The organism is Paenibacillus sp. J5C2022 (assembly GCF_025567625.1).
In the GTDB taxonomy this organism is placed as follows: Bacteria; Bacillota; Bacilli; order Paenibacillales; family Paenibacillaceae; genus Pristimantibacillus.
Genome location: NZ_JAOQJC010000010.1, coordinates 138,420 through 163,658 on the forward strand (window position 1 = coordinate 138,420; position 25,239 = coordinate 163,658).

Below are 25,239 nucleotides of genomic sequence, written 5' to 3' on the forward strand. Positions count from 1 at the left end.
TGACAGAAGCGGGGAGTGGGGAGACACTATGCATATACAAGCGGGAAAGCTGCTCATACGGCTGAATGAAGCCGGGGAAATCGTGGAATGGCAGGATGCGGACAGCGGCCGGGAGCTGCGGTCCGGCAAGCGTGGCTTGCCATTCATCCGGGCGGCCGTAGCAGGCAAGACGGAATTGCCGACGTCCATGAGCTATGCGGAAGAAGTGGATACGCTCACCTTCGTGTTCGCCGAATGCGGCGCGAGAATCGACATTGCCGTTACGATCCGGGACCGTTATGCCGCCTTTCGAGTCAGCGGGATAGCGGGAGAGGAGCCGGATGCGATCATCTGGGGACCTTATATGTCCTCTCTGAGCGGCTCGATCGGGGAGTCGGTCGGCGTCGTGCATGACGGGCAGTTCGCATGCGGCATACAAGCATTGAACGCGAAGACGATCGGAGGCTGGCCCGTCGAGCTGGATCGGCTGGAAGGCGTGCAGGATACCTATTCAGGCAGCGATGCCGGCATGCCGGACCCCGACAGCAGGAAGCCTTCGGACAATAAATTCAAATACGAGGTGTGCGCGGCTTGGCCAACCGGCGACGGCAGCATGCTGCAGGCTTACGCCAGAAATCGTACGCGGGCTGCACGACGGAAAGTGTGGAACTTGCCGGATATCCCGGTGGCGCCTATCGAGGGAGAAGATGCGTTTATTGCAGGAACGGGAATTGCCTTGTTCGGAAGCCGGTTCGTGGATGTGCTGCATACGATTGAGGATATCGAGTTGGGAGAGGGACTTCCTCATCCGATGATTGAAGGCGTATGGGGGAAGACGTCTCCAGCAGCGAATCAATCGTATCTCATTACCGACTTCACGGAGCAGACGATCTCCGATGCCGTCCGCTACGCCCGTATGGCCAATCTCTCATATGTGTACCATCCGGACCCGTTCAGCGAGTGGGGACACTTCACTCTGAAGCCGGGCAGCTTCCCGAACGGGGATGAAGGCTTGCGGGCTTGCGTCGACTATGCGGCGGGCGAAGGGGTGAAGGTAGGCGTCCATACGTTGTCCAACTTCACGACGCTCAATGATCCATATGTCACGCCCAAGCCTTCGCGAGATCTGCAGACGGTGGGAAGCGCATCGCTTGTCGCGGACGTTCATGAGACGAGCGATGAATGGGAAGTGGATGATCCCGGGCCGTTCACTGTCGCCTTGTTCCGCCGCTCCGCACGCATCGGAGATGAGATTATTGAGTATGCCGGCGTGTCGGAATCGGCTCCGTGGAAGCTTCTCGGCGTGAAGCGCGGAGCTAACGGCACTATGGTGTCGGCGCATCAGGCGGGCTTGGCGATTGAGCGATTATGGGATCATCCCTACGACGTCTTCTTCCCGAATCATCAATTGCAGGATCGATATAGCGATCGCATTGCCGGACTGTTCGCGAAGACGGGGCTGAAGCAGATATCGTTCGACGGCCTGGAAGGCGTATACGCCACCGGACAGGACGGCTACGGCGTGAATCGCTTCGTCCAGCGGTGCCATGAGGGCTGGGGCGACGAAGTCATTAACGATGCCAGCATCGTAGTTCCGAATTACTTGTGGCATATCTTCACGCGATTCAACTGGGGAGAGCCTTGGGGGGCCGCTACCCGCGAGGGGCAACTGGAATGGCGGCTGAGCAATCAGCGTTATTTCCAACGGAATTTCATTCCGCCGATGCTGGGCTGGTTCCTTATTCGGGCCCATTCCGAGCGTTTCCAGGCGACGCAGCTGGATGAGATCGAATGGGTGCTGTCGAAGGCAGCGGGCTTCGGGGCAGGCTTCGCGCTCGTCGCCGATCTTGCCGTATGGAAGCGTATCGGCAACGGCGAAGCGTTGCTTCGCGCGGTGCGCGAATGGGAGTTGGCCCGGCATGCGAATGCATTCACGCAGGAGCAGCGGGAACGTCTTCAAGATCCCAGGGGAGACTGGCATCTTGAAGCGGTGAGTGAAGGGACATGGAAGCTGTATCCCGTTCATTACTCGCAGCCGCTGGAGTGCGACCCGCAGGAACTGCAGCCGGGGCAGCCGGGAGGAGCGGACTGGGCGTATTTCAACCCGTACGACTCCCAATCGTTGGCGTTCTGCTTGCGCGTGAACGCTTCGTACGGCAATGACGATGCATCGATCCTCCGGCCGACCTTCTATACGAACGGCGCCTATATGACATTCGATACGGAAGTCGGGGCGAATCAGTATCTCGTATGCGACGGCGACCGGACGGGCCGCATCTACGATCTGAACTGGAATCTGCTGTCCGAGGTGCGGGCGGATGCGGATGTTCCGACGCTTCGGGGCGGCGGCCAGACGTTGTCGTTCAGCTGCAAGTTCACGGGCGACCCCAAGCCGGTTGTCAGCGTCAGGGTGTCTGTGAAGGGGCGGGCGGAGCTTGTGCAAGCCAAGGTTACCACTTAGGTCCATTCAGTACGAGGCACGCTTGGCGGGGCTATGTGAGCAAAATGAGCGATAGCGCAGACTTTTCTCTATTTTTCCGATTCTATGTGATCATTTTGAGCGATAGCTCCTACTTTTCGGCGGTACAAGGCACGCTTGGCGGGGCTATGTGAGCAAAATGAGCGATAGCGCAGACTTTTCTCTATTTTTTCGATTCTATGTGACCATTTTGAGCGATAGCTCCTACTTTTCGGCGGTACAAGGCACGCTTGACGGGGCTATGTGAGCAAAATGAGCGATAGCGCAGACTTTTCTCTATTTTTCCGATTCTATGTGACCATTTTGAGCGATAGCTCCTACTTTTCGGCGGTACAAGGCACGCTTGGCGGGGCTATGTGAGCAAAATGAGCGATAGCGCAGACTTTTCTCTCTTTTTCCGATTCTATGTGATCATTTTGAGCGATAACCCCTTACTTTTATTCATAACGCATAACGGCTATTAAAGGCCGTTATGCGTATTTTTTGTTTCTTCAGGAAGTCATAATACTACGCAAAATCTTACGATTTTCATCTATAATCTTTCGGCACCTATCCGTACAATAGCATTGCGGTTCAAATCAAATGTTGAATTGGGGGATGATTTGTTTGAGGAAATGCATAGCAATCATCATGGCGGCACTACTAATGTTAGCCCTTATGCCTGTTCATGCCGGTGCCGTTTACTTTTCTACGTTGGGAGAAGGGAACTCATATGCACTGGATGTGGGCTCTATAAAACGCATAGATTTCTATCAGAGGAACAATAGCAACTATTTGCCGCTTCCCAATCACCTGTATGTCGACAATGTTCGTCTAGGCGAGCTTGAGCCCTGAAAAATAAAATGAACCGGATGGTGTGTCTGATGAATAAGCAGGATATGCAGATGAGAGATAAAGTAGCCCAAATGTTTACGTTCTCTGTTTTCGGAGCGTCGTTGAATGAGGATACACGGTTTTTACTGACAGAACTAAAAGCAGGAGGACTGTTCCTCGGTACTGCCAGCTTGCAAAATACGAAGCAGGTACACAGTCTGACTTCAGAGCTGCAAGGCTTGTCCATGACAGAGGGCAGCGGCATTCCGTTGTTCATCTCGGCGGATTTCGTAGCCGGCGCAGGCTGCAAGGTGCAAGGCGCCGTTCATTTCCCCAAAAATCGGGCGATCGGAGCGGCGGCGGACGAAGGCCTGGCTTACGAGACGGGCAGGATAACGGCGATGGAAAGCTTGGCTATAGGTGTTAACTTTAATTACAGCCCTGTCGTGGATGTGAATAACAATCCCAAAAACCCGGTCATCGGAACCCATTCATTCGGTGCAGATAAGCAGCTAGTCAGCCGATTGGGCAATGCTGTTATTCGCGGCTATCAGGAACATGGAATGATAGCTACAGCTAAGCATTTTCCGGGACATGGCGATACCCATGTAGATTCTCATGAGGATCTGCCCGTGCTTTCCTTCACGAAGGAGCGGTTGGAATCTATGGAATGGGTGCCGTTTCGCAGTGCGATCTCACAAGGAGCAGATGCCATTATGGTAGGGCATATGGCAGTTCCTGCGATCGATCCTTCACTTATGCCGGCTTCTCTATCCTATGAGATAACGACGGGGCTTTTGCGTAAGAATATGCAGTTCCAGGGGCTCATCGTCACGGACGGATTATCCATGAAGGGGATCACTAATCAGTTCTCGATGGAAGAGGCGTGCATACGGGCAGTTCTTGCCGGGGCCGATATACTGCTGGCAACTGCGGAAGATGTGCAGCAAGCGGCCTCTATGCTGGAAGCCGTAGTGGAAGCTGTAAGACGGGGGAGAATTCCACTGGAGCGCATCGAGGAGTCCTATGGCCGCATCAAGAGAATGAAACAAAAGTACCGGTTAACTGCACAATTGTACCGTCCGTCGGTGTATGAAGAAAAGGTGTTCAAGCAAAGGGAGTCGGAAGAGACAGCTCTCGAATTGGCAAGTCTCGCCGCTACGCCGATAGGAAGCATGAGAGCGGGGGTCTTGCTTGAACAATCCGACACAGCATGGCTGCTCATTTGCGATCGTCATTTATGTGTCTTCGCAGAAGGTGTGCGGAGAAGACTCCCAACGATTGAGGAGTGCCTGATAGACAGCTTCGAGGAAGCGCTGAATCAGTTGAAGAGCATTCAACCCGACCGTAATATCATGCTTGCCATATGTCATCATAAGCCGATTGCCGATAACTGGATTTCGCTCTTCAGGAATGAAATGAAGCGGGTCAATAGAGGACTCTGGATTCACTTCGGTTCGGAGTACGATGTACGGGACATTGGAATCCCCTGCTTGTTGATGTATGACCGTGCTCCAGCCCTGCAGCAGACTGCCGCTCGCTATTTGACGCAGGAATAATCCGGTCATATAAGTGCGGGAATTGCAACGGTAATCATCTGCACATAGCGTCTACTGTCTTCTACAATGAACTCAATCGTATCGTCGAACTAGTACACAGAGAAGAGGTGAATCGAATGGTTCAAGGAAGATGGGGGCGAATGATACGGGCGGATTGGATGCTGTACCTGTTTTTAATACCTGGTCTATTGTACTTCGTCATATTTAAGTACTTGCCCATGTACGGTATTATGATTGCTTTTCAGGACTATAGCCCGTTTAAAGGGATAACGGGAAGCGAATTTGTCGGGCTGAAGCATTTTATGCGTTTTTTCGAAGATGATGAGTTTATCACCGTATTCCGCAATACATTGCTCATTAGTTTGTATAAGCTGATTTTCGGGTTTCCCGTCCCGATCATTCTTGCACTTATGCTGAATGAGGTCAGAATATTATGGTTCAAGCGAACGGCGCAGACATTATTTTACATCCCTCATTTCTTTTCATGGGTTATCTTCGGCGGGATCGTCATACAAGTGCTGTCGTCTAAGGGCATGGTCAATAGTGTGATTGCTTTTTTCGGAGGAGAGCCGATTATGTTTATGGCCGAGAAGGCGTTTTTTCGCAGCATTCTGGTCATTTCGGATATTCTCAAGGAATCGGGCTGGGCATCGATTATTTACATTGCGGCTATTGCAGGCGTGGACCCCGCATTATACGAAGCTGTGAGAATGGATGGGGCTAAGAAGCTGCATGAAATCTGGCATGTGACATTACCCGGCATTAAGAGTACGATAATCATCTTATTCATTTTGCAGCTGGGCAATATTCTTGAACTGGGGGTTCAGCAAGTATTTATGCTCTACAACCCATTGGTCTATGAAGTAGGAGATATTATTGATACCTACGTGTATCGGGTAGGGCTGACGGAACAGAAATACAGCTTTGCTACTGCCGTTGGATTGTTCCAAGCTACTGTTGGATTAATTCTGATTTATATGGCGAATTTTCTTGCCAAGCGTTATGGCGGAGGGGGGCTATGGTAGATGAGAGCGTCTCTGTCCGCGAGAATGGGCAATCTGACGAATTATAGTCTGCTCGCATTGCTGGGTTGCATTACTCTGTTTCCCCTTCTTCACGTGCTTGCCCAATCGCTCAGCAGCCAGGCTGCCGTCGTATCGAATCAGGTGACCGTCTATCCAATCAATTTCCAGATTGAGGCGTACCGTCTCTTGCTCAATGACAGTGCATTCTATCAAGCATTCGGCATCTCGATCCTTCGTACCGTTGCGGGGGTCGCCATCAATATGACGCTGACATGTCTGATGGCATATCCGTTGTCAAGAAGAAGGCTGGCGGGAAGAAGCGTTGTCATGAATATGGTGATCTTCACAATGCTGTTCCAGGGAGGACTGATTCCCACCTTCCTGTTGTTGAAAGAGCTGTCGATGCTGGATTCGATATGGTCCCTGCTGTTGCCTTCAGCTGTCAGCGCTTTCAATCTGATCTTGCTGAAAAATTTCTTTCAATCCGTACCTGACAGCATGGAAGAGTCAGCGAAGATCGACGGAGCCTCTCATGGCTCAATATTGTTTCGGATTTATGTACCGCTGTCGATGCCGGCAATGGCCACATTGAGTTTATTCTATGCGGTCATGCACTGGAACACTTATTTTGACGCAGTCATGTATATCAACAATCCGAATCTCATTCCGCTTCAGGTCTACCTGCGCAATATAATCGTACTGAATGATTCGAATATCGATATGACCAATCTTACCGGATTATTCTTGGTAGCTCCGGAGACGCTGAAGGCTGCGACGATTATAGCGAGTGTTCTGCCGATGATTGTTGTTTATCCGTTTGTACAACGATTTTTTGTTAAGGGTGTCATGCTTGGAGCGATCAAGGAGTGAACGACGTGTCGATAGTAATCGGTGAAGTGATAGATGAATAGAGGAGGGTCTATATCGATGAAGAGAATGACAATAATTGTTCTGGCTTTTATTCTTGCTGTTGTCCTTGCGGCAGGCTGCAGTTCCGGCAACGAAGTGAACTCCCCTAGCGGCAACACAAATAAGGACGCATCGTCGACTGGGCAAGGTTCAACTGCAGGTGAGAAAGGAACAGGCGATTCGACGGATAAAAATGGTTCAGATAAGCCCGCCGTCATTAAGGTGTTCATGATGGGAGGAGCCAAGTTCCCCGAGGGACAAGACATTAACGAGAATCCCTGGACAGAAATGATAGAGAAAGAAAACAATATCGATCTTCAGATTGATTACGGTCCGTCAGCTCCGGATGAATTCATGAGCAAGTTGAATCTGAAGATCGCCTCCAACGATATTCCCGACCTGTTCTTGATTCCTTCCAGCTATCAGAATTGGCTGATGGAGAATGCCGAGCTTGGAGCGTTAATGGAATTGGATGGCAAGCTCGATCCGTACAGCAACATTATGAACGCCGTCTATCCTGAATCATGGGAAGCAGTAAAGTATAATGGAAAGATATACGCGATTCCTGTCTTGAATGACGGGAACAAAGCTACAGACAATCTGTATATACGCAAGGACTGGCTGGATCGCTTAAAGCTGGATGTGCCTAAGACACTGGAGGACTACGAGCAAGTGATCAAGGCGTTCAGGGATGAGGACCCCGACGGCAACGGCAAGAATGATACTTATGCTATGGTCGCCTACGACAATATGCTCGGCTGGTCCCATCTATTCGGTGCATTCGGAGTCGTCCCGGGCTTCTGGGTGGAGAAGGAAGGGCAGCTGGTGATATCCGATATCCAGCCGGAGATGAAAGATGCGCTTGCTTACATCCATAAGCTTTATAAGGAAAAGCTGCTCGACAACGAATGGCCGATTACGAAGATTGCCGCATTGAAGGAGAAGGTTGCGAATAACCAGACCGGCATCTTCGAAGGCAGCTGGGCGGCGCCGCGCGGCGAGATTAACACGAGCGTGCAGAACGATCCCAATGCGGAATGGATTGCAATCGCTCCTCCGACAGGTCCGAACGGCAAGCAAGGTGTGTTCGGCGGGCCCTACTTCAAATCAATTGCCGTCATCAGCAGTCAAGCCAAGCATCCGGATGCTATATTGAAGATGTTGAACTGGATGGCTGTACCGGACGCGATGGATAAATTCGTATTCGGATTCGGGGATTTGGGTGAAGGCGTGCTGTATGATATCGTTGATGGCAAATATGCATTGAACTTCGAGAATCATAATAAATATGGCTACCGCCAACAGCTCATGTACATGCAGCCTAAGGAATTGAACGAGAAGAAGATGGAGTCTCTTGGGGCCCAGTTCGATCTAGTCGGCACCATTATGCACTCTGTTCAGTATGCGATTCCGAATCTGTTCATGGGTGCTCCGACACCTTCAATGATTGAGAACATGAGCAGTCTGGAGAAATTAAGAAGCGAGACATTCACGAAGATCATTGTCGGCGAGCTGCCCGTCGATGCTTTCGACGAATTCGTTCAAGAATACAATGCCAAGGGCGGGGAAGTCATTACACAGGAAGTACAGGAATGGTATACGAGCTCCAAGTAAAAGCGCTCCATAACAACCGGAAGGCACGGTGATTGACAATGAAGAAGATGCTTAATAAACGGAACCATTCAACGATCAAGAACAAGCTGATGGTCATCGTTATCGGGCATCTTCTTCTATTCTCTGTACTGTTGTTCACCTTGTTCATGTGGTTCCAGTCCGTGCTGGAAAATAAGATTAGCGCATTAGCGATGCAAACGATGGATATGATCATCAATCATGTGGATTTATATATGGAGAATCATATCCGGCTGTCGGATACGATCGCGATTGACAGCAACTTGATCAAGCTGCTTCGCGAGCATTCTGACTTCTCTTCGCCCGGTTCGGTATGGTCCATGGTGCAGCTGCTGGAGAAGCTGAAGAGCTTCTCCGCCATGAATCAGAATATAGATTCCGTTGCTATTTATAACATGGGGTCGCGTAAAATCCTGTCGACGACGGATGGCATATTCAATATGTCCTCAGACAGAGAGGAATGGGAAGAGGTGATCGGAAGCAGTACTGAGCCGTTGACCATGATAGCGGACGCAAAGGGGGTTGTGCCCGACTATGCCGTTAGAGGGCGCTCCATGATTAGTGTGATGCGCAAGCTGCCGGGTCGGAACCAGGAACATATCCTGCTCATTAATTTCAATAAAAAGATACTGGATATGTATACCGGAAGCGCAAAGCTCTGGCAGGGAACAGGGATTGCCATAAGCGATGAGCGGGGCAAGGTCTTCTATACGGCAAGATTGACAGAGGAGCAACTGGACAAGATGCCGATCGCGAAGAAGGCTTACGACTCCATTGCTGTCATGGGACAGAAGTATATTGTCGTGAACAAAACTTCGCATGTGACAGGCTGGACCACAAGCCTCATTATTCCCTATCGAGAGATTATGTACGATGTTCTGATCATGCAACGTGTGGTGGTCGTTATTTTTTCATTGTTAGCGGTAATTATGCTGTTCACGTTCGGATTGCTCTATATGCAAATTTTTAATCCGATCAAACGGTTAATTCAGAGTATGGTTCAGATTGAGAAGGGATTGTCCTTCAAGCCTATTCCTATTGATCGAATGGATGAGCTGGGTTATCTGCAGAAGAGGTTCAATGATATGGTTCATAATGAGCAGAGCATGCGCAAGACGATTTATGAAGAGCAATTGCATAAGAAGGATATTGAACTGAAATTTCTTCAGTCACAAGTCAATCCGCACTTTTTGTACAATACGCTAGATTCTATTTATTGGATTGCCGAGGAGAGAGAATTGGAGGAGATCAGCGAAGTTGTGCTGGACCTGTCCAGATTTTTCAGATTGAGCCTTAGCCGCGGCAAGGATTACGTAAGTGTGAAGGAAAGTGTAGAGCATCTCGACTATTATTTGCGTCTCCAGCAGTTCCGGCATACGGATAAATTTGAGGTTATTTGGGCAGTGGACGAGGAGCTGCGTGATATCAAGATTATGAAGCTGATGCTGCAGCCGATTGTGGAGAATGCGATCGTGCACAGTCTTGAGAGGGCGGCTGAGCCTTGCCAGCTGACGATTGCCATCTACCGTGAGCATGAAGCTGCATGCTTTACCGTGACGGATACGGGGATAGGCATAGGAAGGGATCGATTGTCCCGCTTGATGAAAGAAATTATGCGTGAGGATGGCGTCTCCGGTACAACATACGGATTGCGCAATTTGTACCAACGCTTGCTTATACAGTACGGCGACGATATGAGCTTTGAAATCCGGAGCGAGCCGATGAAGGGGACCTGTGTATCAGTCCGAATACGATTGAAGCGGCTGGGAGGTGAACGTGCATGAAGATGAGAGCGATCATCGTAGAGGATGAGCCGAAGGTAAGGAAGGGATTAGCCGAGCTGGTCAACTGGGGGCAGTATGGTCTTGAGCTGGCAGGAACCGCTGCGAACGGACTGGAAGGTCTGGAGTTGTTCCTGCAGTGCGAGCCCCACCTTGTCGTTGCGGATATCCGCATGCCGGTTATGGATGGACTCGCCATGACAGAGGCGATCATGGAGAGAAAGCCGGATACTAAGGTGCTGATCATCAGCGGCCATGACGAATTTCAATACGCTCAGCGATGTATAGCACTTGGAGTGACGAATTATCTGCTCAAGCCAATCGGCAAGAAGCAATTTCACGCAGAACTGGAGCAGGTAGTTCGGAGCTGGAGAGAAGATCGGTTGAAGGGGCGGCAGATTCATCTGCTGGAAGAGAAACTGAAAAGCCATCTGCCTGTTTTGTACAATACTTTCCTGGACGATTGGCTAAGCGGCAATGCTCCGCTTTCGGAGGAGGCGCTGCAGGAAACTTTCGCTTTTCTGGGGGTTGCTTATGATTTCGACAATTCTGCTGCTTTGGCGCTCTTCGAGCTGGATATAAGCGAGGCGGGCAACTACTCGATCTCCGACCGCAAGCTGCTGGAGTTCGCTATGCATAATATCGTAAGCGAGCTTGCTGAGCAGATAGGAATTGTATATCAAAGGGGCGACGGCCAGACCGTTGTCATCTATCAATCGGTATCGAGCGATCTGGTAGAGGATGTCATGTTATGGGCGGATAGAGCAAGGGTTAAAGTTAGTGCAATTCTGAATGTCAGCGTCACTGCGGGGATAGGGCCTGAAGCCGTACATATCCGGCAATTGCCCCGTATCTTCCAGGAAGCGAGGCGCTTGCTGAGGCTGAAGCTGACCTTCGGTACGGACTTGATTCTTCATGAACGTATGGTGCATGCCGATTCAGAAGAGGCGGCTGCCGTGCTCTACGAGTCTGAGCAGACGCTGTTGGCACATGCGGTAGAGATGAATAATATTGCGGACATCGAGAGAAGCATCAAGGGACTGTTCGACAAGTGGAAGAGTCAGAAGCCTCTGGCCTATCCTGATGAGGTCTCCTTCCAATTCATCGGCTTGTTCACAGGTCTGACCCATCGTCTAGGGAAAACGATTCGTGCTTTTCTTGATAAGGAGAATATGAAGAAGTGGCGAGAGCCTGAGTTATTTCGTTCCATGGACGAGATGCAAGAGTGGTGGCTGGAGCGCTTTATTGACCTGAGTCGAGCCTATGAGGGATATCGTTCCGACCGCAAGACGAAGATTGTGCAGCAGGCGAAGGAATATATTGATAGGCACATCTATGACCAAGTGACCCGGGAGGCTGCGGCAGATCATGTATATGTCAATGCGTCATATCTCAGCAGGTTGTTCCGTGATGTAACGGGCGAATCGTTCTCCGACTTCGTCATGCGGAAGAAGATGGAGAGAGCTATTCATCTTCTTCAGATTGAACGAGTGATGGTATATGAAGTAGCTGATCGTCTGGGGTATAAGGACCCAAGCTATTTCGCAAGAGTGTTCAAGAAATATACGGGTAAGAGTCCGTCAGAATATCAATAGATGCAGGCTATCATTCTCCAAGTTGGCCGAGATGCTGAGCTTTGCAATCGTTCACTGCTGAACGACTTTGCCTCTCTGCTCCCGCACATGATATAGTGATGACACGATACTATGCAGAGCAAGAGGTGAAGGGCATGGGACATGTGTGCGGCAAAACGTACAGCTGCGAGAAGGAATTGACGCTTGCCGTCATCGGGGGCAAGTGGAAGATGCTCATCTTGTGGCATCTGGGGAGAGAGGGGACCAAGCGATTCGGCGAGCTGAAGTCGCTCATGCCGGGAATTACGCAGAGAATGCTGGTGAATCAGCTGCGCGAGCTGGAGGAAGACCGCATCGTACACCGCGAGGTGTATCCGGTCGTGCCGCCGAAGGTGGAATATTCCTTGACTGAGCACGGAATCACCCTTATGCCGATCCTGGAATCCATGTACGAGTGGGGCAAGCATTATAGCGAGCATGTCATCGACCATGAGGTCGAGGTGAAGGATTCCACGAAATAACAGACGATTTGCATATACGACGATAACGCATAGCGGCTTGCTATGCGTTATTTTTTATGCCAAAGACCGTTTGCACATTGGCCTTATCGGTCTCGCCAGCATCGGATTGCACGGAAAAGGCGATTGTTTGTTGCCGCGTCTATAGACGGGCGAGCGATTCGACCAAAGTCCAGTTCAGAACCGCCCAAAGGTCTATTTTGCCTCAGCTTCAAACCAACTACACTAAAAACGTAAGCAAGAGCGTTTTAACCCCTATTTTTTGGAATGATCAATTTGAGAATGGTTTTGGGAGGTAATGATCCGTGTTGAAAATCTTTAAAAATCGTTATGTGATTCTGTCTTTGTTGCTGTTCATTCTTGTTTGTTTTGGTTATGTAGGTGTAAGTGGTTTTGTGGAAAAGAAAAAACTGGAAAGCATGTCTGTTGAACAACGGTTTGATTATGAATTGGAATCAGCATATGAAAAAGCTAAAATTCCGGGAGTGGCTGTAGCCGTCTTCTCAAAAGATCGTGTTTTATATGAAAAAGAGCTTGGATATGCCGATGTGCAGCAGAAAATTCCGTTTACATTAGATACGGTGATGAATATAGGCTCTATAAGCAAGACCTTTATATCGGCGGCTCTAATGAAAGCGGTAGAAGATGAGCTGCTGAGCCTGGACGAAGATATTAATCATATTCTTCCCTTTCAAGTCGTCAATCCAAATTCCCCCGAGGATAGTATAACTTTAAGAAATCTGGCCACACATACTTCCGGAATAAAAGATGATGACGACATATATGCGCAGCATTCTTATTACTCTCTATATGATGAGGGGATAACGTTAAAGGATTTCCTTTATAACTATTTAAGTCCAGACGGTGAATGGTATAAGCGTACAAACTTTTTAAATGAAAGCGCAGGAACAAGCTATGAGTACAGCAATATAGCCTCGGCGCTTGCGGCATACTGCATTGAAGTAAAAAGCGGAATCCCGTATGAAGAATATGTAAGAGAACATATTTTCAATGAACTGAACATGCATCATTCGGGGTGGAGTCCCGTTGAATTCAATAGCGATGCTGTAGCTCTGAATTATTCAAAGGAAAGGATTGATTTCAAGAAGAAGGAGCATAGTACCGGATCAAAAATGGAACCGCTGGCGCCGTATAAATTGGCAACTTATCCGGACGGAGGCGTATTTACCAGCGTTAATGATTTATCCACATTTTTATTGGAATTGATGAGAAAACAAGATACGGCATTTTTAAGTTCGGAAAGTATTGCCGCCATGCTGGAAAAACAGTTTAATGATACAAATATCCCGCATGAGCTAAAAGAGCGAAAGCATAATTCTGGACTGTTTTGGGATTATACATCGTTAAATTCATGGGGCCACACAGGGGGGGACCCGGGAATTAATACGTTTATGTATGTCAAGGAAAGCGGAGTCGCAGCCATTATGTTTATGAACTGCGATGTGGAAAGCATTGGGCAAGATACTCTTTCTAAATTTCATCGCATACTCAATCGCCTCGCCGAAGTGGAAGGGCTTTAAGCAGCGTCCATACGCGATCGCAATGACTTGAGATTTGCAGGTAGAGTCATCCTCCGGATAGTAACTTTTTGCACACTATGTGCTTTTTAAGTGACTATATGCGATTAAAGTGCGTACTTTTTAATTCTGACGTACGCTGTATACTTAATTCCATAAACTTGGGATAGGGAGTGACGAGTAATGGAATTGCAGTTGGCGTTGGATCTTGTTAATATTCCGGAAGGCAAAGCGGTAGTAGAGGAAGTGCAGGAGCATATCGACATTGTCGAAATTGGCACGCCCGTCATTATTAATGAAGGGCTGCGAGCGGTGAAGGAAATGAAAGAAACGTTCCCTCATTTGAAGGTGCTGGCCGATCTGAAAGTAATGGATGCGGGCGCTTATGAAGTGATGAAAGCTTCCGAAGCCGGCGCGGATCTGATTACGGTACTGGGAGCAACGGATGATTCCACCATCCAAGGAGCTGTAACGGAGGCGAAGAAGCACGGTTCCCAAATCGTCGTGGATATGATTAATGTGAAGGAGCTGGAGAAGCGCGCACAAGAAGTGGATGCGCTCGGCGTCGACTACATCTGTGTGCACACGGGCTACGACCTTCAAGCAGCGGGAGAAAGTCCGTTCGAGCAGCTGCAGACGATTAAGCGCGTCGTAACACGAGCGAAGACGGCGATTGCGGGCGGCATTAAGTTGGAGACGCTGGCAGAAGCGGTGAAGGCGCAGCCTGATCTGGTTATCGTGGGCGGAGGCATTACCGGACAAGCGGATAAGAAAGCAGCGGCTGCAGACATGCAGAAAATGATAAAACGCGAAATGGCTGCGCAGGTATAATGCCGATGATGGCAACGACTGCGTATGGTGCGGACATTGTGCAGGAATTGACTTCCGCAATGGCGCAAATTGCCCGTCATGAAGCCGAAGAGCTGACAGAAGCCGTAGCTGCGTCGAGAAAAATTTTCGTAACGGGCATGGGCCGGTCGGGACTGATGATGAAATCTCTGGCGATGAGACTGATGCAAATGGGATTTCAAGCCTATGTTGTAGGGGAGACGGTCACACCCAATATGGAGAAAGGCGATACGCTCATCATCGGCTCAGGGTCGGGAGAGACGGCCGGCTTGGTATCCATAGCGGAGAAAGCAAAGAAGCTTGGCGGCCGAATAGCCGTTATGACGATCAATCGCGAATCTACCATCGGCAGGCTTGCCGATATAACGGTGATATTGCCCGGTTCCCCCAAAGATGCCGCGGAAGGAGCAGGCCGCTCCGTACAACCGATGGGGACGTTGTTTGAGCAGACGCTCCTCTTATTCTGTGACGCCATCGTCTTGAGCTTGATGCGCGAACAAGGCATGGACGGAGCCGCGATGTATGGCAGGCATGCCAATCTGGAGTAAGGACACGGCCACTCTAAACGTCTTCCTCATCGTCTTTGCGTACAATTGATTTGCGGAGACGAATATGAAATAATGAGGCATTAATGATCATATTTTATTGGGAATAGAGAGGGATGGCGTTGAAAATACGTGTTTCCGTTGTGCAGTATCATCTGCATACGATTCAATCGTTCGAAGACTTTGCGAAGCAATGCGAGCATTATATAAAGACAGCGCAGGAATTCGGCTCGGAATTCATTCTGTTTCCCGAATTTTTCACGACGCAGCTGCTCTCCATCGGCGATGGTCACGGATCGGCCTTGTCGATTAACGACTTGCCGGGCTTCACGGAGCAATACCGGGAGCTGTTCGCACGCTTCGCGCAGGAGACGGGCATGCATATTATCGGCGGCACGCATGTAGTGGACAGAGGGGGCAAGCTCTACAATGTGGCGCATCTGTTCTATCCGGACGGCCGTATCGCCGAGCAAGCGAAGCTGCACATTACGCCGACGGAAGTGGAAGAGTGGAATATGTCGGCGGGAGACGGCCTTGAAGTGTTCGATACGGACAAGGGACGTATTGCAATGCTCACCTGCTACGACATTGAATTCCCGGAGATCGTCCGGATGGCGAAGGCGAAGGGGGCGGACGTTATCTTCTGTCCGTCATGCACGGATGACCGGCACGGCTTCCACCGCGTCCGATATACGAGCCATGCCCGCGCGATCGAGAATCAGGTGTATGTTGTGTTGACGGGAACGGTCGGCTCGCTGCCGACGGTCGATTTCATGCGGGGCAACTTCGGTCAGGCGGCGGTTATTACGCCGAACGACGTGCCGTTCCCGCCTCAGGGCATCATGGTGCAAGGCGAGCTGAACAACGATATGGTGGTGACCGCCGATCTTGATCTGAGCCTGTTGTACGAGGTGCGGGAGAAGGGCTCCGTCACGACGTGGCGCGACCGCCGCACCGATTTGTATCCCGATTGGGAAGAGGCTTAAGATGGCATACCGCAGCACATTCTATGTCTACGATCAGGAGAAGCCGGTACCGGTCGTTATCCGCAACTATACGATGAGCGACATAGCGGAGCTGATCGCCATCCAGGCGGAGTGCTTCCCGCCGCCGTTCCCGCCGGAGCTGTGGTGGAACGAGCAGCAGCTGAAGGGCCATATCGCGCTGTTCCCGGAAGGGGCGCTCTGCGTAGAGGTGGGCGGTGAGCTGGCGGGCTCGCTGACGGGGCTTCGCGTGGACTTCGATCCCGCCCACCCTGCCCACAAGTGGGAGGAGATCACGGATAACGGCTATATCCGGAATCATAATCCGCAGGGCAATACGCTCTATATTGTAGATATCAGCGTCCGGCCGAAGCATCGCAAGCTGGGGCTGGGCAAGCATATGATGCAAGCGATGTACGGTGTCGTTATTCAGCTGGGGCTGGATCGGCTGCTTGGAGGAGGAAGAATGCCGGGGTACCATAAGGCGGCAGCCGAGCTGACTCCCGAGCAGTACGTTCGCGAGGTGATTCGCGGCGAGCGGAGAGATCCCGTTCTATCTTTCCTGCTGCGATGCGGAAGAACGCCGGTATCGCTTGTCGCAGATTACTTGGACGATGAGGAATCGTTGCACTACGCCTTATTGATGGAATGGAGAAATCCGTTCAAGGGAATGGAGGAGAACACGGGATGGACTACAGAAGAATAACGAGCATCGATGATCCTTTATTTGAGAAAATGCACCGGTTAATGGGGGAGATCTTCCCTCCCGAGGAAGTGCTGGAATACGAGCTGTGGCGGGAGCCGCTGGAAGATCCCGGCATTCGCGTGTTCGTCGCCGTGCATGAGGATGAGGTCGTAGGAGCGACGGAATACCGGTACTACCCCGACTGGAATATCGCGATGACGGATTTTACGATTATCGGCAGGCACGGCCTTGGCATCGGGCGCTTCCTGGCCCGGAAGCGGGAGAAGGATCTGCATGAGCTGGCGCAGGCGGGCGGCAAGGAGCTGTACGGCATGTTCGCGGAGATCTATGATCCCTACGAGCGCGACGATCACGACTTCGGCGGCGTCATGCCGATGCATCCGTACGTCCGCCGCGAAGTGCTGTCCCATCTCGGCTACAAGCGGCTGGATCTGGCCTACGTTCACCCTTCGTGGAAGAACGACGGCGAGGCGGTGGAGGGATTGGACTTCTGCTTCATGCCGACCGATGAGACCGTACAGGACGTTCCGGCCAGTCTGGTGGCGGACTTCCTGACGAACTATTACACGGTACTGCCGAACAAGCCGCAGAAGTGGCTCGACATGATGGAAGGCATCAGGAGCAAGGATCGGATCAGCTTGCTGCCTCTATAATAATGAAGAAGCCCGGGAGGCAGTTCCCGGGCTTTGCCGCGTTATAAACCTAAAGTTCGAGTTGACTAACTGAAAGCTAGAGGCTAGCTAGAGGAGCGACTCCTGCGAGCAGAATAGAGTGGGAATCCTACACTGGAGTGTCGAATAGAGGTGTGCGAGCTAAAGAGAGTTATTAAGGACACCGGTCTAGGGGGATCGCTGAGCAGCGGGGCTGAGTTCGCGCATGATGCGGTAAGCTCGATTGGAGATTCAACCGTTTGCCTTATCGCTTATGGATGAGTAACTAACTGTATTTGATGTCATTAATTTTACTCCTAAGAGAAGTGGCGGACTGAATAAATGGATTTACTGTACTTATTATCAGCGATATGAGCCAATCCGGTGTAGATTAGCTTTATTAGCTGGATAATTTCCATTTGTTTGGGGCATCCCCTTCCCTTACACGAGAAATAATGACATAAAATCCATTTGGCGATTTGATTCTGGATTCTGGTTCATTATGCGTGTTTGTTTAAGCTATTGGCTCTTGGCACATTGGCGAAAGCGTTAGAGGGAACACCTCGACCACCCCGACCATCCGACTACCTTGACAGCTTGGAGCGCTCCGGTAGAGGCGGCCCTGTCATGCTGCTGCTTGAATTCACTCGACGCCGGTAACCACCCCGACCGCCTCGGCAGAGGAGGGCTCTACTTGTATTGCTGCTTGTATTCGCTCGGCGTCATGCCTGTGTACTTCTTGAATTGGGTGCAGAAGTGCGGATAGCTGGCGAAGCCGAGCTTGTCGCACAGCATATAGTTCTTCGTGTTCGGGCCAAGCAGCAGTTGCTTGGCCCGTTCCATTCGCAGTACGGTCAAGTGTTCGATAAAGGTAGCGCCCGTGTTCACCTTGAACAGATGGCTGAAGTAGCTGGGGTTCATCGGGATATGCTCCGCTACCTTCGCAAGCGTCAGGTTGTCGTGCAGATGCTCCTGCATATAGGCGATCGCTTTGCTAATATCTTCATGCATGCCGGGGGAAGGGAGCTGTCCGCCGGTCCGATCCCTTAGCAGGACATTCACCAACCGTTGAATCCATTCCGCTAACGGGACGTTGTCCGTAAGCGCGGACCAATCCGCCCGCGCAAGTGGATGGCCGGCCTTCTCCAGCATAGCTATTGCTTGAGCCTTCAGCAGAGACGGCTGCGGCCGATGCCGGTCGATGAGCCCATGCAGCGCCTCCATCCCGTCTCTTCTGCATTCCGTCAGAAGCATATGCTCCAGCTTGCTCCAATCGATCGGTTCGCGACTCTGCTTGCCTGTCTCGTAGTAATAATATTGCGGCTGACCCGGCTGATAGAAGGACAGCTCCGTTGCGTCGGCGGCTTCCTTCAGAAGCTGCGGCAGCCGCGCCAGGTCTCCTGATTCCGAGCTAATACCGACGATGATGTCCACGGAGTGGTAATTGCGGAAGTAGCGCGCCAGCCGGGCATGCAGCTGCTGGATGGCGGCCTCCTTCTGCAGTCGGCTGCCCGAAGGGGAGAAAGGGCGAATGATGTAGACATGGCCGGAAGTGTCGGGAAGCGCCGCTCCACAGCCCGCTTCCTGTGCCGCTTCGTGAACGGCCTGATAGATGGAGAAGGCCACGAGCGGATGATCCCGATCAGGGTAACGGGACAGTAAGCCATTCAAGCCCGCGACGGCGAGATGGATGACTTGCCAATGAGACTGCCGACTGTCGGAAGCTGCGTCCGATCCCAGAAGATAAGCCCAATCCTGTTCCTGGATGTGGCTGCCTCTAAGCAGATATTGGAGAATCCCCTTCCGAATGTCCCAGCCATGCCGTTGCAGCATATGATCGGCGTATTGCAGGCGGCTGCTGGTCTCCCGCTCGCCCAGTAGAATCGCGCGGCACTTGCGCAGCATCTCCTCCATATCGGCCATCAGTACCGGCGTCTTCAGTACGTACGCGAGCGCACCCAGATGAAGCGCCTCCTGAGCGTAGGCGAAGTCCTGATGGGCGGTCAGAATGGCGAACCGCGTATGGGGGAAGTCCTCCTTGGCCGCGCGAATCACATCCAGACCGCTCATGGCGGGCATGGAGATGTCGATGACGACCAGGTCGGGCAAGTAAGCGGCACACTTCTCCAGCGCCTGCTTGCCGCCGGTCGCTTCCGCCACCAGCTCCATGCCGAGCCGCGACCAGGCGATCTCCTCTCGCAGCGTGTTCAGCACCATATATTCGTCGTCGACGATAAGCACGCGGAGCCTGGAAACTTCTGGACGCGCAGTGATCAATTCAGCCATGCGATGGTCCTCCTTCTGCCGGAATGACGATTGTGATGGTCGTTCCCTCTCCTTCGGGACTGGATATGCTCAGGCCGCATCCGTCCCCGTAATACAGCCGCAGCCGTTCGTGAATGCTGTGCAGCCCGAGATGGTAATAACCGGTCATGGGAGCGGCGGGAGCCGACAGCAGCAGCGTCTTCCGCTTCTCCGTCGGAATGCCGACTCCGTCGTCGCTGACTTGTATCATGATGCGTTCCCCGATTCTCTCTCCGGCAATAACGATAGAACCGAGCTCCCCTTTGGGAAGGATGCCATGGAAGATTGCATTTTCCACAACGGGCTGAAGCGTGAATTTCGGTATGAGCACTTCGGTCATATCCTCCCCGATATCGCAATCCAGAATGAACTGCCCGGGATAACGGATATTCATCAAGAAGACGTAACGGTTCACCCCGTCTAGCTCTTCGGAGAAGGGAACGAATTCCTGCACCTTATCCAGATGGAAGTGAAGCAGCGCGGACAGGTTCGTGATCATCGCATCGACCTCCTTCGTCTCTCCTCTTCGGGCCAGATAGCTGATGGAGTTAAGCGTATTATAGAGAAAGTGGGGTTGAATCTGCGTCTGCAGTACCTTCAGCTCGTAATGCTTCTTCTCGATCTCGGTCCGCACGTTCGCCTCCATCAGCTGCTTCACCTTGACGACCATCCGGTTGAAAGCAATGCCCAGCATGCCCAGCTCATCCTGACGGGCTACAGCGATCTGGGTCTGGAAGTCGCCGGCGCTCACCTTCTTCATCTGTCCGATCAATTGCTTGAGCGGCCTCGTGACATACCGGGCCAAGTAATAGGAGACGAACAGGCACAGCAGCAGCGCCGCCAAGCCGATTAAGGCGGAGAACGCTTTCATGAAGGACAAGGAACGCTCCAGCACGCTTTCATCCAGCATGATCATCACTTGCCAGCCCCACAGGTTGCCGCTTGCCCTCGTGATCAGCAGCCGCCTTCCATCGTCGTCTTTCACCCGCCAGGAGGACAGATTATTCTCTATGCTAACGGCGGGGAATCCGCGGAGATAATAGGACTTCCCGAACGCATCGTAACCGACGTAAGGCGAATGGATGGAGATTGGCTGGTATCCCCGACTAACAATGAGCAGCGACTCCCGGGAGCTGTATTCGTGATCCACGTAGCTGGTCCATAACGCATCCAGATTCAGATCCGCCGCCAATATGGCCGCGGCCTTCCCGTCTTCGGCAGTCGGCAGCTTGACGACGACGGTGACGGTGTAGTCGGATACGGGCGAGAAGTAAGGCTCCGTCCATACGACAGAGGAGTCGCTGCTGTTCAGGTGTCGGTAGAGCCGGCTTATTTGCTCCGGCGGGGCGATCTCCCAGAGCAGTCGGGACGTCCCGACGACATGGCCGTTTCCATCCATATAGTACAGATTTTTGATGTCTTCATTCCACTGCAGCTTGTAGCGGTCGAGAGCCTCCATCATCTCGTCAGGATCGGAAGAGCGTAACCGGTCGTCTCCGGCAATAAAATGAAGATCCTTCTGTATGCTCTTCATGAATTGGTTGAGAAAGTAGTCGGTCCGGTTCAGCGCATGGGTGACGTAGGATTGCTGCTGGCTTGTGAATTGCTGCGAGATGTATTGCTGGGAGACGAGACCGAGCAGCAGAATAAGGGACGATATCGAGATGAAGCCGATGCCGAACATTTTGAGAGGCAGACTGGCGAATAGCGAACGCATCATAACGCAGCACTCCTATTGGAAATCGCATGGCAATTGTATTCCGATTATAGCATGCTCCCTTATGCGGTGTACGGACGATGTCCCAAAGAATGCGAAGGATTGGCTAAAGGAACCGTAAGTTTTTGGTGCAGGGGCCGGAGTACAATAGGGGCAACACTTAACGGCTGGGGGACAGATATGACAACGCTTCCTGTAGAAAAACGAAAAGCTGCCGCATCGGCTGCCCGTTGGGTATTGACGAGAAAGCTGCGCGTCCTGCTCAAATACAAGTACCGGTACCTGCTTATTTTGCCCGGGCTGCTCTATATTCTCATCTTTAAATACGGCCCCTTGTACGGAGTGACGATCGCCTTCCTCGACTACTCTCCGTTCAAGGGCATCGGCGGCAGTTCGTGGGTGGGTCTGAAGTGGTTCCGGGTGTTCATGGAAAGCCCCGACTTCTGGCAAGTGACCCGGAATACGATCGTCATCAGCGTCATGAAGATCGTATTCGGCATGACGCCGGACATTCTGCTGGCGCTGCTGCTGAACGAGGTTCGCAAATCATGGTTCAAGCGAATCATCCAGACGCTGACGTATATGCCGCATTTTCTGTCCTGGGTCATTATATACGGCATTGTAATCGCCTTCTTGTCACCGACGACGGGACTGGTCAACCATATGCTGCAGGAATGGGGAATGAGCCCGGTCGCCTTCCTTATGTCGAATGACTGGTTCCGGTGGATTCTGATCGGATCGGATATATGGAAGGACATCGGTTGGGGAGCGATTATCTATCTGGCGGCCCTGACGGCGATCGACCAGCAGCTCTATGAAGCCGCCACGATTGACGGGGCGGGCAGGTGGAAGCAGACGTGGCATATTACGCTCCCCGGCATCCGCAATGTCATCGTCCTGTTGCTTATCCTCAAGCTGGGCACGGTGCTGGATGCGGGCTTCACGCAAATATACGCCATGTACAATCCGCTCGTCTATGAATCCGTCGATATTATCGACACATGGGTATATCGGAAGGGCATTATCGAGAACAACTTCAGCATGGCGACGGCTGTCGGGTTATTCAAGTCGGTCATCGGCCTCCTGCTTGTGCTGGGTGCCAACAAGCTGGCCAAGAAATTCGGCGATTCCGGTATATGGTAGGAGGGGTGAAGATGAGGTTATCATTAAGCGAGCGAATATTTCACTATATCAATTATGCGCTGTTGTCGATTATGGGGCTGATCGCATTGTTCCCGGTATTCTATGTGCTTGTCGTATCGGTCACGCCTTATCTGGAGCTGGTGCGCAACGGAGGCTTCGTCGTGTTCCCGCGGCAGATCACGTTCCAGGCCTATGGCGAGCTGCTGCAGGACCCCGGCATGATGAGGGCGTTCGCCAATTCCATCTATATTACTGTCGTGTCCACGGCGATCGGCGTCCTGCTGTCACTTATGCTGGCCTATGGGCTGACCAATCCGTCCATGCCGGGCCGCAATGTCATTCTGTTCCTGCTGCTGCTGACGATGCTGTTCCATGGAGGACTGATTCCGCAGTATATGCTGGTGAAGTCGCTGGGCTTGCTCAATACGTACTGGGTGCTTATCCTGTCCGGTACTGTGTCGGTATTCAACGTGCTGGTTATGAAGAGCTTCATCGAGAACTTGCCGCACAATCTGGAGGAAGCCGCGCTGATCGACGGCACGACGGAGATCGGTTACTTGTTCCGAATCGTCATTCCGCTCTCCGCTCCTATCATCGCGACCATCGGACTGTTCTACGCGGTGACGCATTGGAACGCGTTCTTCGAAGCGATTCTGTATGTGTCCGATACGGATAAGCATCCGCTGCAGACGGTGCTGCGCGCTATGCTGAACACACCAGACCCTTCGGAGCTGCAGGGGAGCACGATCGAGACGGTCATTCCGACGGAGGCGAGCAAGATGGCTGCTGTCATACTGTCGATCATACCGGTATTGGTGCTGTACCCGTTCCTGCAACAGTATTTCACGAAGGGGGTGCTGCTTGGATCGATTAAAGGTTAGCTTCACATGTTCGGCACAATGGCTTGGGATAGACAAGAGGAGGATGACGATGAAGAAGTGGATGTCCGGCTTGATCGTATTGGCATTAATGATGCTGTGCGTCGCTTGCAGCAACGGCGATAACGGCGATAACGGAAGCAATGAGAAGGGCGGGGCGAAAGAGGATCAGACCGATACCGGTCAAGCGGCGACGGCCGCGCCTGAAGAGACGGTGAAGATCGAAGTGGAGAGATGGTTCTCGGTCACGGTGGACCCGCCTGAGCCGGGGAATGACGCCATCCTGCAGCAGATCAAGAAGGATTTGAACATCGACCTGCAATATGCGTTCACCAGCGGCAAGTCTGACGAATGGAGGGCGAAGCTGGGAGCGAGAATCGCGGCGAGCGATCTGCCGGAAGCGATTCTGTTCTTCAATATGAAGGATTACGTCAAGGCGCAGATGGAGGGCTACCTGATGCCGCTCAACGATGTGCTCACGCTCGACAATCTGCCTTCCAACATGGGCTACATCAACAAGGAAATGCTGTTCAGCATCTCGGATAGCGACGGGAACTACCACGGCATCCCTTCCAGACCGCCAAGCGTGACCAACAGTCTGTTCATCCGCAAGGATTGGCTCGACAAGCTGGAGCTGCCGATGCCGCAGACGACGGAGGAGCTGCGCGAGGTGATGCTGGCATTCGCACACGATGATCCCGACGGCAACGGCAAGAAGGATACGTTCGGCTTCTCGGCGCCGGGCTCGTCCATGACGAATCAGGTATTCTGGCAGCTGCTGTCCTCTTTTACCGGAGACGTGCGGGGAACCTATTGGGTGGATGAAGCGGGCAAGCTGGCGGGCGGCCCCACAAGCGACGGCATGCGGCAATACTTGCAATATATGCAGGACTTGATGAAGGAAGGCGCCATCGATCCCGATATGGCGACGAACAACCTGGACCGGGTGACGCAGAAGATCGAGCAGGGCCAGGTGGGCATCTTCTTCCATGCGGGCTACCCGGCTTCTATCGTGGACAATATGAAGGCGATCAATCCCGATGCGGAGACGGTTATCCTTCCTCCGGTGACGGGGCCTGCGGGGAGAGCCTCCAACAACGCCAAGACATATGCGCCTAACGGCGTGCTCGGCGTGACGATGAAACTGAAGGACGATCCGGCCAAGGTGCAGAAGATTATCGACCTGCTGAACTGGATGAACGGCGGCATAGGCGAAGAGCTGCTGACGTTCGGCGTAGAGGGCGTGAACCACAAGCGGGAGAACGGGAAGGTGACCGAGTTCTTGCCGGGGAAGCAGAGCAATTATTTGCCCGCCTATTCGCTTATCGGAGAGACGGCGCTGAAGACGAAGCCGGAATCGGTCCAGGCCTTCTATCCCGATCCGTTCCTCTACGAGCAGCAGATGCTGCTGCTTGGCGACAAGCCGGAGAGAGGCAGCGTCTTCACGATGGGCTACGCCAAGGAACCGATCGAATACGCCGCCGATCTGAACAAGTATGTCAACGAAATGATGATGAAGTTCATCTATGCGAATGTTGCGCTGGACGACAGCAGCTGGGCTGACTACGTCAAGACGTACATGGAAACTTACAAGGGGCAGCGGTATGTGGACGCCGTGACGGAACAGCTGGAGCAGAATGGTGTATTAAAGTAGCAA

At 52.1% G+C, this 25,239-nt stretch carries 19 protein-coding genes; 17 read left to right on the top strand and 2 right to left on the bottom strand.

The features are described from left to right. Window positions 1-28: 28 nt before the first annotated feature. The 14 genes from M6D81_RS10410 to M6D81_RS10475 all read left to right on the top strand — a co-directional run bounded on the left by M6D81_RS10410 (window position 29) and on the right by M6D81_RS10475 (window position 17,543). Entirely contained in the window at window positions 29-2,440 is a 2,412-nt protein-coding gene (locus M6D81_RS10410; protein ID WP_262676815.1) for a hypothetical protein, read from the top strand. Between the two features lie 902 nt (window positions 2,441-3,342). Next, window positions 3,343-4,830, top strand: a complete 1,488-nt coding sequence (locus tag M6D81_RS10415; protein ID WP_262676816.1) for a glycoside hydrolase family 3 protein — start codon at window positions 3,343-3,345, stop codon at window positions 4,828-4,830. A 116-nt stretch (window positions 4,831-4,946) separates the two neighbouring features. After that, entirely contained in the window at window positions 4,947-5,855 is a 909-nt protein-coding gene (locus tag M6D81_RS10420) for an ABC transporter permease (protein WP_262676817.1), read from the top strand. Next, window positions 5,856-6,725 carry a carbohydrate ABC transporter permease gene (locus M6D81_RS10425; RefSeq protein WP_262676818.1) on the top strand — a complete coding sequence of 290 codons (870 nt, stop codon included), beginning with the start codon at window positions 5,856-5,858 and terminating at the stop codon, window positions 6,723-6,725. 57 nt (window positions 6,726-6,782) lie between these two features. Beyond that, window positions 6,783-8,378, top strand: coding sequence for an extracellular solute-binding protein (locus M6D81_RS10430; protein ID WP_262676819.1), 1,596 nt, complete (start codon window positions 6,783-6,785; stop codon window positions 8,376-8,378). A gap of 38 nt (window positions 8,379-8,416) precedes the next feature. Beyond that, on the top strand, window positions 8,417-10,180 hold the full coding sequence (locus M6D81_RS10435; RefSeq protein WP_262676860.1) for a cache domain-containing sensor histidine kinase: 1,764 nt from the start codon (window positions 8,417-8,419) through the stop codon (window positions 10,178-10,180). Beyond that, the gene (locus M6D81_RS10440) at window positions 10,177-11,772 is read left to right on the top strand and encodes a response regulator (RefSeq protein WP_262676821.1); all 1,596 of its coding nucleotides are present in this window, start codon (window positions 10,177-10,179) and stop codon (window positions 11,770-11,772) included. Before M6D81_RS10435 ends, M6D81_RS10440 begins: the two co-directional genes overlap by 4 nt. 134 nt (window positions 11,773-11,906) lie before the next feature. Further along, on the top strand, window positions 11,907-12,272 hold the full coding sequence (gene hxlR / locus M6D81_RS10445; protein ID WP_262676861.1) for a transcriptional activator HxlR: 366 nt from the start codon (window positions 11,907-11,909) through the stop codon (window positions 12,270-12,272). 302 nt (window positions 12,273-12,574) lie between these two features. Further along, complete coding sequence (locus M6D81_RS10450; RefSeq protein ID WP_262676822.1) at window positions 12,575-13,810, top strand: serine hydrolase domain-containing protein; 1,236 nt, start codon at window positions 12,575-12,577, stop codon at window positions 13,808-13,810. Between the two features lie 180 nt (window positions 13,811-13,990). Continuing rightward, a complete protein-coding gene (gene hxlA, locus M6D81_RS10455; protein ID WP_262676823.1) occupies window positions 13,991-14,638 on the top strand; it encodes a 3-hexulose-6-phosphate synthase in 648 nt (215 codons plus the stop codon). 8 nt (window positions 14,639-14,646) lie between these two features. After that, window positions 14,647-15,204 (top strand): 6-phospho-3-hexuloisomerase, encoded by a 558-nt coding sequence (hxlB, locus tag M6D81_RS10460; protein ID WP_262676862.1) that lies wholly within the window; start codon window positions 14,647-14,649, stop codon window positions 15,202-15,204. 119 nt (window positions 15,205-15,323) lie between these two features. After that, window positions 15,324-16,187, top strand: coding sequence for a carbon-nitrogen hydrolase family protein (locus M6D81_RS10465; protein WP_262676824.1), 864 nt, complete (start codon window positions 15,324-15,326; stop codon window positions 16,185-16,187). A gap of 1 nt (window position 16,188) precedes the next feature. Further along, window positions 16,189-16,890, top strand: coding sequence for a GNAT family N-acetyltransferase (locus M6D81_RS10470; RefSeq protein ID WP_262676825.1), 702 nt, complete (start codon window positions 16,189-16,191; stop codon window positions 16,888-16,890). Further along, on the top strand, window positions 16,872-17,543 hold the full coding sequence (locus M6D81_RS10475) for a GNAT family N-acetyltransferase (RefSeq protein WP_262676826.1): 672 nt from the start codon (window positions 16,872-16,874) through the stop codon (window positions 17,541-17,543). Before M6D81_RS10470 ends, M6D81_RS10475 begins: the two co-directional genes overlap by 19 nt. A 687-nt stretch (window positions 17,544-18,230) precedes the next feature. Here the strand turns inward: M6D81_RS10475 and M6D81_RS10480 are convergent. Both M6D81_RS10480 and M6D81_RS10485 read right to left on the bottom strand, forming a co-directional pair. Beyond that, window positions 18,231-19,826: a response regulator gene (locus M6D81_RS10480; RefSeq protein WP_262676827.1), complete on the bottom strand. Its 1,596-nt coding sequence runs from the start codon at window positions 19,824-19,826 to the stop codon at window positions 18,231-18,233. Further along, window positions 19,819-21,564: a sensor histidine kinase gene (locus M6D81_RS10485; RefSeq protein WP_262676828.1), complete on the bottom strand. Its 1,746-nt coding sequence runs from the start codon at window positions 21,562-21,564 to the stop codon at window positions 19,819-19,821. The genes M6D81_RS10480 and M6D81_RS10485 overlap by 8 nt, the downstream gene beginning before the upstream one ends. A 177-nt stretch (window positions 21,565-21,741) precedes the next feature. Here M6D81_RS10485 and M6D81_RS10490 point away from each other — a divergent pair, with 177 nt between their 5' ends. The 3 genes from M6D81_RS10490 to M6D81_RS10500 are packed head-to-tail and all read left to right on the top strand — an operon-like array spanning window position 21,742 to window position 25,236. Further along, entirely contained in the window at window positions 21,742-22,704 is a 963-nt protein-coding gene (locus M6D81_RS10490; protein WP_262676829.1) for an ABC transporter permease, read from the top strand. 11 nt (window positions 22,705-22,715) lie between these two features. After that, window positions 22,716-23,585, top strand: a complete 870-nt coding sequence (locus M6D81_RS10495) for a carbohydrate ABC transporter permease (RefSeq protein WP_262676830.1) — start codon at window positions 22,716-22,718, stop codon at window positions 23,583-23,585. A 49-nt stretch (window positions 23,586-23,634) separates the two neighbouring features. After that, window positions 23,635-25,236, top strand: coding sequence for an extracellular solute-binding protein (locus M6D81_RS10500; RefSeq protein WP_262676831.1), 1,602 nt, complete (start codon window positions 23,635-23,637; stop codon window positions 25,234-25,236). Window positions 25,237-25,239: the final 3 nt, after the last annotated feature.

Excerpts from the sequence above, each read along its gene's own strand:
- hxlB (WP_262676862.1), top strand. The coding sequence starts at position 14,647 with ATGGCAACGACTGCGTATGGTGCGGACATTGTGCAGGAATTGACTTCC.
- M6D81_RS10475 (WP_262676826.1), top strand. The coding sequence starts at position 16,872 with ATGGACTACAGAAGAATAACGAGCATCGATGATCCTTTATTTGAGAAA.
- M6D81_RS10440 (WP_262676821.1), top strand. The coding sequence starts at position 10,177 with ATGAAGATGAGAGCGATCATCGTAGAGGATGAGCCGAAGGTAAGGAAG.
- M6D81_RS10470 (WP_262676825.1), top strand. The coding sequence starts at position 16,189 with ATGGCATACCGCAGCACATTCTATGTCTACGATCAGGAGAAGCCGGTA.
- hxlR (WP_262676861.1), top strand. The coding sequence starts at position 11,907 with ATGGGACATGTGTGCGGCAAAACGTACAGCTGCGAGAAGGAATTGACG.
- M6D81_RS10490 (WP_262676829.1), top strand. The coding sequence starts at position 21,742 with ATGACAACGCTTCCTGTAGAAAAACGAAAAGCTGCCGCATCGGCTGCC.
- M6D81_RS10435 (WP_262676860.1), top strand. The coding sequence starts at position 8,417 with ATGAAGAAGATGCTTAATAAACGGAACCATTCAACGATCAAGAACAAG.
- M6D81_RS10500 (WP_262676831.1), top strand. The coding sequence starts at position 23,635 with ATGAAGAAGTGGATGTCCGGCTTGATCGTATTGGCATTAATGATGCTG.
- M6D81_RS10495 (WP_262676830.1), top strand. The coding sequence starts at position 22,716 with ATGAGGTTATCATTAAGCGAGCGAATATTTCACTATATCAATTATGCG.
- M6D81_RS10430 (WP_262676819.1), top strand. The coding sequence starts at position 6,783 with ATGAAGAGAATGACAATAATTGTTCTGGCTTTTATTCTTGCTGTTGTC.
- M6D81_RS10415 (WP_262676816.1), top strand. The coding sequence starts at position 3,343 with ATGAGAGATAAAGTAGCCCAAATGTTTACGTTCTCTGTTTTCGGAGCG.
- M6D81_RS10420 (WP_262676817.1), top strand. The coding sequence starts at position 4,947 with ATGGTTCAAGGAAGATGGGGGCGAATGATACGGGCGGATTGGATGCTG.
- M6D81_RS10410 (WP_262676815.1), top strand. The coding sequence starts at position 29 with ATGCATATACAAGCGGGAAAGCTGCTCATACGGCTGAATGAAGCCGGG.
- M6D81_RS10425 (WP_262676818.1), top strand. The coding sequence starts at position 5,856 with ATGAGAGCGTCTCTGTCCGCGAGAATGGGCAATCTGACGAATTATAGT.
- M6D81_RS10485 (WP_262676828.1), bottom strand. The coding sequence starts at position 21,564 with ATGATGCGTTCGCTATTCGCCAGTCTGCCTCTCAAAATGTTCGGCATC.
- M6D81_RS10480 (WP_262676827.1), bottom strand. The coding sequence starts at position 19,826 with ATGGCTGAATTGATCACTGCGCGTCCAGAAGTTTCCAGGCTCCGCGTG.
- hxlA (WP_262676823.1), top strand. The coding sequence starts at position 13,991 with ATGGAATTGCAGTTGGCGTTGGATCTTGTTAATATTCCGGAAGGCAAA.